Annotated in this window: 7 protein-coding genes; 3 read left to right on the top strand and 4 right to left on the bottom strand. The window is 53.1% G+C overall.

Features of this window, described 5'->3' with window-relative positions:
• Window positions 1-416: Holliday junction resolvase RuvX (gene ruvX / locus Q0W37_RS14550; RefSeq protein ID WP_297702271.1), on the top strand; the 416-nt coding region annotated here is incomplete at its 5' end.
• A gap of 175 nt (window positions 417-591) precedes the next feature.
• Here the strand turns inward: ruvX and fabF are convergent.
• A complete protein-coding gene (gene fabF, locus Q0W37_RS14545; RefSeq protein WP_297702270.1) occupies window positions 592-1,842 on the bottom strand; it encodes a beta-ketoacyl-ACP synthase II in 1,251 nt (416 codons plus the stop codon).
• A 183-nt stretch (window positions 1,843-2,025) separates the two neighbouring features.
• Here fabF and Q0W37_RS14540 point away from each other — a divergent pair, with 183 nt between their 5' ends.
• On the top strand, window positions 2,026-2,985 hold the full coding sequence (locus Q0W37_RS14540) for a hypothetical protein (RefSeq protein WP_297702269.1): 960 nt from the start codon (window positions 2,026-2,028) through the stop codon (window positions 2,983-2,985).
• A gap of 77 nt (window positions 2,986-3,062) precedes the next feature.
• Here the strand turns inward: Q0W37_RS14540 and Q0W37_RS14535 are convergent, their stop codons facing one another.
• Together Q0W37_RS14535 and Q0W37_RS14530 are read right to left on the bottom strand one after the other, a co-directional pair.
• On the bottom strand, window positions 3,063-4,796 hold the full coding sequence (locus Q0W37_RS14535; protein ID WP_297702268.1) for an AMP-binding protein: 1,734 nt from the start codon (window positions 4,794-4,796) through the stop codon (window positions 3,063-3,065).
• Window positions 4,797-4,814: 18 nt separating this feature from the next.
• Window positions 4,815-5,585, bottom strand: coding sequence for a DUF2334 domain-containing protein (locus tag Q0W37_RS14530; protein WP_297702267.1), 771 nt, complete (start codon window positions 5,583-5,585; stop codon window positions 4,815-4,817).
• Between the two features lie 170 nt (window positions 5,586-5,755).
• Here Q0W37_RS14530 and Q0W37_RS14525 point away from each other — a divergent pair, with 170 nt between their 5' ends.
• Window positions 5,756-7,747 (top strand): FISUMP domain-containing protein, encoded by a 1,992-nt coding sequence (locus Q0W37_RS14525; RefSeq protein ID WP_297702266.1) that lies wholly within the window; start codon window positions 5,756-5,758, stop codon window positions 7,745-7,747.
• Window positions 7,748-7,770: 23 nt separating this feature from the next.
• Here the strand turns inward: Q0W37_RS14525 and ligA are convergent.
• Window positions 7,771-9,720: NAD-dependent DNA ligase LigA (gene ligA, locus Q0W37_RS14520; RefSeq protein WP_297702265.1), on the bottom strand; the 1,950-nt coding region annotated here is incomplete at its 5' end.

Here is a 9,720-nt window from a genome sequence, read left to right as displayed (position 1 = left end):
GCTCTATGAACTACCTTGCGCTTGATTATGGTGAACACCGCGTCGGGGTCGCGTTTGCCGATTCCGAATTCCGTATGGCTTTTTCGCGAGAAACGATTGACCAGAAGACGACGAATCTGTTCGTACGTCTCGACGAACTGGTGAAAATCAACAAGGTAGACGCCTTTGTGGTGGGAATGCCGTATCACCCCGATGGCCGCAAGGACGGCAAGAATGTGGTGGTGGAAAAGTTCATCGAGGACCTGAAAACGCGTTTCCCGGGAATGCCCGTGTACACGCAGGATGAATCGTATTCCAGCGTGCAGGCGCAAGAAAAGACCTCTTACTTTAGCAAGAAGAAAAAGCAAAAGAATAAGGCGGTCATTGACCAGTTGGCCGCTGCGATTATTTTACAACGATGGCTTGATGAACAATAGCAGCGAGGTATGAGGTCGCTCGTTACACTCGCTTTGAGGACGGTTCAAGGAACCTTTGAAATGTAAAGCTCCATTGTCGAAAAATTAAGCGCCCCTTTATTGGGGCGCCTTGTCATATCTCTAAGTGACCGTAGGGAACGTCCTCATGGCTCAAAGGGCCGTAGGCCCGAGCTCATTAGCCGTTGTATTTCTTGATAATCACGACACCGTTGTGACCGCCGAACCCAAGTGAGGCGGAGGCGGCGACGTCGATGTTGCCTTCGACACCCTTGTTCGGTACGTAGTCCAGGTCGCATTCCGGATCCGGAGTTTCGTAGTTGATGGTGGCGGGGTAGAACGAGTCGCGAATCGCAAGAGTCGAGACGATGGCTTCGCACACGCCTGCGGCACCTACGCAGTGGCCAGTCATGCTCTTGGTGCTCGACACCTTGATCTTGTAGGCGTGTTCGCCGAGGGCGACCTTGAGCATTGCGGTTTCAGTCGCATCGTTCAGGTGCGTCGAGGTTCCGTGTGCGTTGTAGTAGTTGATGTCCGTCGGAGCGATGCCTGCGTCCTTGATGGCGCGGGTGAGTGCCTTTGCGCAGGTTTCTCCACCCGGGCGCGGGCTTGTGATGTGGTAGGCATCGGCAGAAGCACCGTAGCCGGCGAGTTCGGCGTAAATCTTTGCGCCGCGGGCCTTGGCGTGTTCCAATTCTTCAAGAATCAGCACGGCACCGCCTTCACCCATCACGAATCCGGAGCGGTTCAGGTCGAAGGGGCGCGAGGCCTTTTCCGGACAGTCGTTGAACTTGTCGGTCAGGGCGTGCATGCCAGCGAAGCTCTTGATGCTGTAATCGGTAATGCCGCTTTCGGAGCCTCCTGCAAGGCAGATGTCCAGACGACCCGAGCGGATCGCGTCGAGGGCGACACCGATAGCGTCGGTACCCGAAGCGCAGGCCGTGCAGACCGTGTGGGCTTCTCCTGTGATGCCAAGTGCGATAGAGACGTTTGCGCCCGCTTCGTTCGGAATCAGCTGCGGCATGGCGAGCGGCGAAACCTTGCGGCGACCGCCGTTCATATACTGCGTGTAGGTGGAATCGACAATGTCGAGACCGCCGAGACCCGTACCTGCTACGATGCCCGTGGTGTCCGCAGCCAGGTCTTCGGGTGTAAGGCTTGCGTCTGCGACCGCTTCCTTGGAAGCTGCAAGCAGGAACTGCGTGAAGCGGGCCATGCGGCGGGCTTCTTTCGGGTCGATCCCGTGTTCTTCGGGCTTAAAATCCTTGACTTCGGCAGCAATCTTTACCGGGCAGTTGCTTGCGTCAAAAAGGGTGATGGGGCCGACGCCGCACTTGCCTGCGCGAATGGCCGCCCAAAAATCGTTGATGTTCTTGCCAACGGGAGTCACCGCTCCCATACCAGTGATTACTACGCGTCTTTTAGTCATGGGCGAAAATATAGAAAACGCACGCTGAAAGTGTCAAAAACAAGCCTTTTGAGTCAATTTGCCCTGCCTTTTTCGGGTGTTTTTTCAAAAAAAGTGAATAAATGAAAATTTTTTTAGCTTATTTGAAAAAAAAAGGTTATTTTAAGTATGTTAAGTAAAATTAACCTAAGAATGGAGGGAGCTATGAAAACGAATCAAAAAATACTTACCGGAGCGCTGATTTTCGGCGTTGGGCTGCTGATGTCGTGTTCCGATAAGGACAAGCCCGGTTATGGCTTTCCGACGGATAAGATCGACAAAAAGGTGGTCGGTCGTTGGGTAATGACCGATGTAGAGGGTAAGGCCGTACCTACGAACGGCAAGGAAGCCTTCACTATTTTTTCGGCGGAGAAGGGGTACATGAGTACCGCTTTTGGCGATAAAATATGGCTGAACAAAGCTGAATTCAAGCTTGAAATCGAAGACAACGCTCTCTACTGGACCTTACAGCCAAACGAAAACATTCAAAGTTTCCACAGGCAGGCTGTCAATTTTGTCAATGACAACGAACTGAACGCGACCTCTCATGCTATCGTTATCGATCATGGCGATACGATAAAGAATGTGGGGCCCATCAGTACGCGGTTCATCCGGGTAACAGACGATTTCGCCAAGGAAATTGTCGGAACCTGGGAAGGCAAGTTGGTTGTGGAACCGGATGAACCCACGGAAGCCGAAAAAGCAGCCGAAAACAAGAAGGCGAATAAGGGCAAAAAGGACAAGAAAGTCGAAGAAGCGGTGCCTACCAGTGTTGATGAATTCCATCGCTGGCAATACAATGCCGATGGTACTTTTGCCCATTACGTGAAAAAAGGCGAAGACTGGGAACAGACACCGAACACCGTTTCTGAGTACTTTGTCTATGGGAAATGGCTTTGTTCTCATTGGGCGGATTCCACAGGCGGTGATTCCGAATGCTGGGATATCGAAATCAAGGAAGACGTGATGAAGTGGGCCGCTCTTCGCAAGAATGAAGATGGTTCCCTGTATTCTACGTCGCTGGACTTGACGAGAGTTCCGGACATGGCGCCTGTAGAAACTTCGGAGGAGGTTGCTGCTGAAGAACCGGCTGAAGCTCCTGCTGAAACTCCTGCGGAACAATAGCTTCTGTAAATGCGAAAGCCCCCAGCTTTATTGCTGGGGGCTTTTCTCGTAGATTCTTCGACCAAGCTTCAAGCCGATTATTCTGCGGTTTCCGCTGCGGAGTTTTCCTTTTCTGATTTGGATTGTTCCGTGGCGGAATCTTCCTTGGCCTTGTCGTTTGCGTCCTTGTCGCGGATAGAGGCTCGGCGGATTTTTCCGCTGATGGTCTTCGGCAGTTCAGAAACGAAGTCGATGATGCGCGGGCTCTTGTAAGAGGCTGCCACGTTCTTTGCGAACAGCTGGATTTCCTTTGCGAGTTCCTTGGAGGCTTCGTAGCCCTTCTGGAGCACGACGGTTGCCTTCACGGCCTGTCCGCGGGACTTGTCTTCGACGCCTGTAACGGCCACTTCCAAGACGGCGGGGTGCTTGTGGAGCACTTCTTCAACTTCGAAGGGACTGATGCGGTAGCCGGAGCTCTTGATCAGGTCGTCGGTACGGCCCACGAACCAGAAGAAACCGTCCTTGTCGCGGGTAGCGGTGTCGCCGGTGTGGTAGACGCCGCCCTCGAAGACTTTCTGGGTGCGTTCTTCGTCGCGGTAGTAGCCACCGAACATGCCGAAGGGCTTGCCTTCGTCAATCTTGATGATGATTTCGCCGACTTCATCGGGGCCGCAGCTGTTGCCATCGGCATCCACGATGTCCATGCGGTAGCCGGGGGAGGGCTTGCCCATGGAACCGGGGCGGGCTTCCATCCATTCGAAATTGCCCGTGGTAAGCGTGAGTTCGGTCTGGCCGTAGCCTTCGTGCAGGCGGAGTCCCGTCTTTTCGAAGAACTTCTTGTAAATGTCGAGGTTCAAAGCCTCGCCTGCGGTGGTGCAGTACTTGAGGCTAGAAAGGTCATACTTTTCGACGCCGTGCTGCAGGATGTAGCGGTAAACGGTCGGCGGCGCACAGAAGGTGGTCACCTTGTATTCCTGCATCTTTTCGAGCAGCTTGCCCGGAATGAACACGTTCATGTCGTAAGTGAATACGGCGGAACCTGCAATCCACTGGCCATAAATCTTGCCCCAGAGCGCCTTGGCCCAACCGGTTTCGGCAACGGTCAGGTGGCGGCCCCCGTCAACCACGTTCTGCCAGTACTTGGCGGTCACGATGTGGCCGAGTGGGTAGCTGAAGGTGTGGGCGACCATTTTCGGGTTGCTGCTAGTGCCACTGGTAAAGTACACGACCATGATGTCGTCGTTGTGCGTGGCGGCATCGCCTGTCGGGCGCGGAAAACTTGGCTCGCAGATTTCGTAGTCGTCGTAGAAGTTAATCCAGTTCTGGCGGGACTGGCCGATGGTTACGAGCGTTTCGACAATGTGCGTATGTTCGCAGGCGGTGTCGATTTCCTTCTGGAGTACCGGATCGTCGTAAGAGACGACCATCTTGATGTCGGCGGCCTTGAATCGGTATTCCAAGTCTTCGGCGGCGAGCATGTTCGTTGCCGGAATGGCGATTGCACCGATACGGTGGAGCGCCAGCAGGAAGAACCAAAATTCGTAGTGACGGCGCAAAATCAGCATCACGCGGTCACCCTTCTTGATGCCCTTTTCTACGAGGAAGTTCGCGGTACGCTGCGAGGCAATCGAGAGGTCCTTGAAGGTGAAAATGTGGCTTTCGTCGTTGTCGTCGCACCAGACCAAGGCTTCGCGCTTAGGTTCGGTCTTCGCGTATTCGTCGACTACGTCGTAAGCGAAGTTAAAGTCTTCGGGAATCGAGAGCTTAAAGTTTTCGTAGAGGTCCTCGTAAGAGGAGTATTCGGTTCGTGCTAGGAATCTATTGAGTATCATCTGTGTCTCTCCGGCCTCTTATAGATCCTGGTACATGATTTTTTCGCGGTGCCTGGAGGCAAACTTTACGAGCGAGAGAAGGTTTTGTTCGCCCATGGCCTTCATGTCGCCGGCGTGAATCACGAGGCGCGGCGTACCACGGTAAATGAGGAGGGCGAGTCGTGAGAAAACCTGCATGGCGCCGAGGAGCGCCTTCGGGAAAATCGAGAAGGTCAAAATCTGCGAGAACGACGGCTTGACGCGTTTACCGACCTTGCGGTAAATGTAGAGCATGTCTTCGTAGAAGTTGAATTCCTCGAGCACCTGCTTCTTGAGGTGCTTGTTGTCGAGCCAGACCGGCGCAATGAATCCGGAGGGGCGGCCAAAGCCGTGGGCTTTCCAGAGGGCGATGCTTCGGTTCAGGAGCATTTGCGAAAGTTTCTTGTTGAGGCCTGCAAATTCGGCACCATTGTGCGAAATGGCGAGGGCGAGCTTGCCGATGGGGTTACGCTTGATGAACAGGTCTGCGTTGTGACGTACGCCGTGGAGCAAAATTTCGTAGCCTTCTTGCACGAACTTGCCAATTTCTTCACGGAAGGCGTCGGCTTCGGATTCGGGAACGCCCCCGATAGAGGGAACGACGGCAATCGAAATGGGCGAACCTGCGGCAGCGGCAATCTTCCGGATTTCTTCGGCAGATTTCTTGCAGTTCTTGACATTAAAATTGTGGTAGCACAGCAGATATTTTTTCTTCTTATGAAGAATGGCTTCGGCTGCTCGGATGTCGGCAATGTCCTTGTTGATTTCCATAAGGGTAACCTATCTTGGAATGTATTACACCCTATATTTAGAAAAAAAATATCTCTAGAGTGAATGGCCTGTAATATTCTGATTTGGAATAGGGTTTATGTATAAAAAAAACGTAAAAATGTAGTGTTTGCGTTTTTTGAATATATATTGGATGTTGGGAGGTTTGTCCTATGCGGTCTTTTTACGGTGTCCTGGTGCTTCTGTTGGCTCTGATGTCCCAGACGGTTTTGGCGCATGTCGAAAAAATGCCTGATTTCAAGGATAAGCGCGATGGCCGTGTCTACAAGACGGTGCAAATTGGCGATCAGAGGTGGTTTGCCGAAAACTTGCGTTTTGAGGTTAAAGGGAGCTACTGCTACGAAAATCGTAACTACAACTGCGAACGTTACGGTAGACTTTATAACTGGGCGATGGCGATGCGTATGGTGGATTTCTACAATAACCATTCCATCAAGAAGTTTGATTTTTCGTCCATCAAAAAGGGGGCTTATCACGATGCTTGTCCTGCGGGCTGGCATCTGCCGACAAACAAGGATTGGTATAAGCTCAGATACTATGTGGGCAAAAAAGGTTTTAGCGATGGCGTGGGCTTAAGTCTTAAGTCGTCGGAACTTTGGGAAAAGGAAATCCGCCTTCCCGGGGGCTCTGATGAATTCGGCTTTAACGCGCTTCCCGCCGGTGTAAAACAGCAGTATTCCGGATTTATGGACTTGGGACGGACGGCGCAGTTTTGGTCTTCTACAGAAATAGATGACGGTGGTGCTTATTACTGGAGCTTGATGTACGATTCAAGGTCGTTTGACAAAGTTTATGCGGGAAAGGACGATGGAGTCTCGATTCGCTGCGTGGAAGATAAGTTGTATAAAATCAAAGAACCTCCTCCGCCACCGCCCAAGGTAATACCGCAGGTTGTCAAGGTGCAGGATACCGAGGTGCAGACCATTCATATTGGAGACCAGGTGTGGATGGTAAAAAATCAGAACGTAAAGGTGCCGGGGAGTTTCTGTTATGAGTACAAGGAGGAAAATTGTGAAAAATATGGACGCCTGTACACTTGGACTGCGGCTTTAAAATTGGACGAGAAATTTGCAAAATCGGAGGCGCGTGATTCGATAATGAAACGTAAGCCCCGAGGCATTTGTCCGAAGGGGTGGCATATCCCCACCGTATTTGATTTTAGAAATCTCATCGCTTATTTACAGGATATCGATGATGCTGTGGGGGTGGGTACGAACTTGCGGTCCCGCGAGGGGTGGCAGGAAAGTGATGACGCCTTGTTGGGCGAAGACGGTTTCGGCTTTTCGGGGTTGGCAAGCGGTAGCCGCGATACGGCGGGAGTCTTTTTGGGGCGAGAAATCTTTGCGGGATTTTGGTCGGGCACTGAAGGCGATTCTGTGCAGTCGCTTGCGTGGACGTTGCCCTATGACAATGATGATTTTGTGATGGCATCCACAAACAAGGAAACGGCTTTTTCTGTGCGCTGTTTGATGGACCCGCCGGACGATGATGAATTGTATGACAGTACTTCGCTTACGGATAACCGCGATGGAAATCGATATAGGACGGTTGTCGTTGGCGATGATGTGTGGATGGCTGAAAATTTGCGGTTTGCGGCGGTGGGCAGTTTTTGCTACGAGGACAAGGACAATCGATGCCGCAATTACGGAAGGCTTTACCCATGGCATGTGGCAATGCGCCTTCCGGAGGACTTTATTGAAAATTCGTTAGACAGTGTCGCGCAGGGGGCCGTTGTACAGGAGCATCAGGGAATTTGTCCTGTGGGCTGGCATATCCCTCGTCATGAGGAATGGGATAGGTTAAGGCTGAATGTCGTCGATAAGCGTAAGGGGCTAGGTGCTGCTCTCAAGAGTCGCGAAGGATGGGCCCAGGGGGGCGAATCGACGAATAATGCAAGCGGTTTCAACGCATTACCGGCAGGGAGCCGCTACAGCGATGGCGAATTTGCTGAACTTGGATCGAGTGCGTATTTTTGGGCGGCCGAAGGTGGTGCTGGAATGGGCTCCGCTTATTGGAATTTGATTAATTCCAAGGACGATCTTATGAATGCCGAAGATTTTGAACATTCAGCATTCTCTTTGAGGTGTGTGAAAAATCGGTTGGCGCCTAGTGATAGTCTAAAGACACCGGAAACTGCAAAATAGTTTCTATTTGAAATGAATTTAGGTTAGAATAAACTAGTCTGTTCGCCGGCATCGGCTGCGCCTTTAGGGGCTGCACTACCAATGGTACCTTCTTTGCCCTCGGTTGTTGCTTCGTCTGCACTGGAGGCGATTTGGGCGAGGAGCCATGCTTCGTCATGCACAGGGATGCCGAGCTCGTTCGCCTTCGTGAGCTTGGAGCCTGCAGCTTCACCAGCCAAGACCCAGCTGGTTTTCTTGCTGACAGAACCGCTGACTTTACCGCCGTTTTCTTCGATGAGCTTGCGGGCCTCTTCACGTTCCATATTCGGGAGCGTTCCGGTGATGACCGCGGTTTGACCTTGGAATAGCGTCTTTACGACACCCTTGAATTCGGTGGGGCAGCCGAGAGCGATGAGCTCATCGATTTCCTGCGTGTAGCGTTCCGTGTGGAAGAAGTCGTAGACGGACTTTCCAATGCGTTCGCCGACGTCGTTCACGTTCTGCAAGTCTTCGACGGTTGCCGTGCGGATTTTTTCTAGCGTGCGGAAGTGCTTGGCGAGGTTTCGGGCGCTGGTGCGGCCCACGAAGCGGATGCCGAGACCGTGCAACAGGTTTTCGAGGCTACGCTCCTTGGAGGCGGCGATGGCGTCGTAGACGTTTTGGGCGCTCTTTTTCGCCATGCGTTCCTGCGATTCGAGGTCTTCGAGCGTGAGGCGGTACAGGTCCGGAATGCGCTTGATTTTGCCCGTGGCAATCAGGCTTGCGATAAGGGCGGGGCCGAGGTTTTCGATGTTCATGGCCTCGCGGCTTACGAAATGCTCGAACAGGCATTGCACTTGCGCCGCACAGTGCATGTTTTCGCAGCGGAGAATGACTTCGCCGTCGATGTGGGTGAGCGGTTCGCCGCAAACCGGGCATTTGTCGGGGGCGGTCACGGGGACGGCCCCCGCCGGGCGGAGTTCCTTTTTGACATCGGTGATTTTTGGAATGATTTCGCCGCCCTTCTCGACGCCGACGGTGTCGCCGAAGTGGAGGTCGAGGCGTGCGACTTCGTCAAAGTTGTGGAGGGTGGCGCGCTTGACGGTGGTGCCGGCGAGACGCACGGGGGCAAGGTTTGCGACCGGCGTTACGGCCCCGGTGCGGCCAACCTGAAATTCTACGGAAAGGAGCGGGGTGTAGGCGCGCTCGGCCTTGAACTTGTAGGCGATTGCCCAGCGCGGGCTCTTGCTCGTAGTCCCGAGGGCGCGTTGCATGGCAAGGTCGTTCAGCTTTACGACCATGCCGTCGATTTCGAAGGGGAGGCTGTCTCGGCTCGCGCCGATTTGCTCCGAAATCTTCATGATTTCGTCGGTGGTGTCGGCAGTCCAGTAGTCGTTCGTGTGGAATCCGAGGCGCTTGAGCTGCAGCAGGTTTTCTTCGTGCGTCTTGTTGTTGCTCTGCGGAATGTGGTAGGCGAAGAATCGCATCGGGCGCGTCTTGCATTCGGCCACGCTCTTGAGCTTAAGCGAACCCGAAACTGTATTGCGCGGGTTCTGGAAAATCTTCTTGCCTTCCAGGATGAACTGCTCGTTCAGGCGTTCGAAGGCCTCGCGTTCCATGTAGACTTCGCCGCGAACTTCGAAAGTGCCCTGCGGAATTTCGCTCGGGTCGATTTTCAGCTTCTTTGCGTCCAAGGTTTCAGGAATGTCTGCAATCGTGAGAGCGTTCAAAGTCACGTCGTCGCCCTGGGCTCCGTCGCCGCGGGTGGCCGCTTGCTTCAAACGCCCGTTCTCGTATACGATCGAAAGCGAAACGCCATCGATTTTCCGCTCGCAGATCCATTTTTTAGACGAGAGAGGAGAGACGAAAGACGAGAGATTGTCTTTAGTAGACAATTCTTCTCTCGTCTCTAGTCTGTAGGACCGAAGGTCCGTTCTCTCGTCTAGATTAGTTATTCCGTCCTCGGCGGCTTTCACGAACTCTGCCATTTCTTCGGCGCTGTACACGTTCGCGAT

The organism is uncultured Fibrobacter sp. (assembly GCF_947166265.1).
Lineage (GTDB): Bacteria > Fibrobacterota > Fibrobacteria > Fibrobacterales > Fibrobacteraceae > Fibrobacter.
Note: the sequence above shows the minus strand (reverse complement) of the source record. Positions and strands in the feature narration are given on the sequence as shown.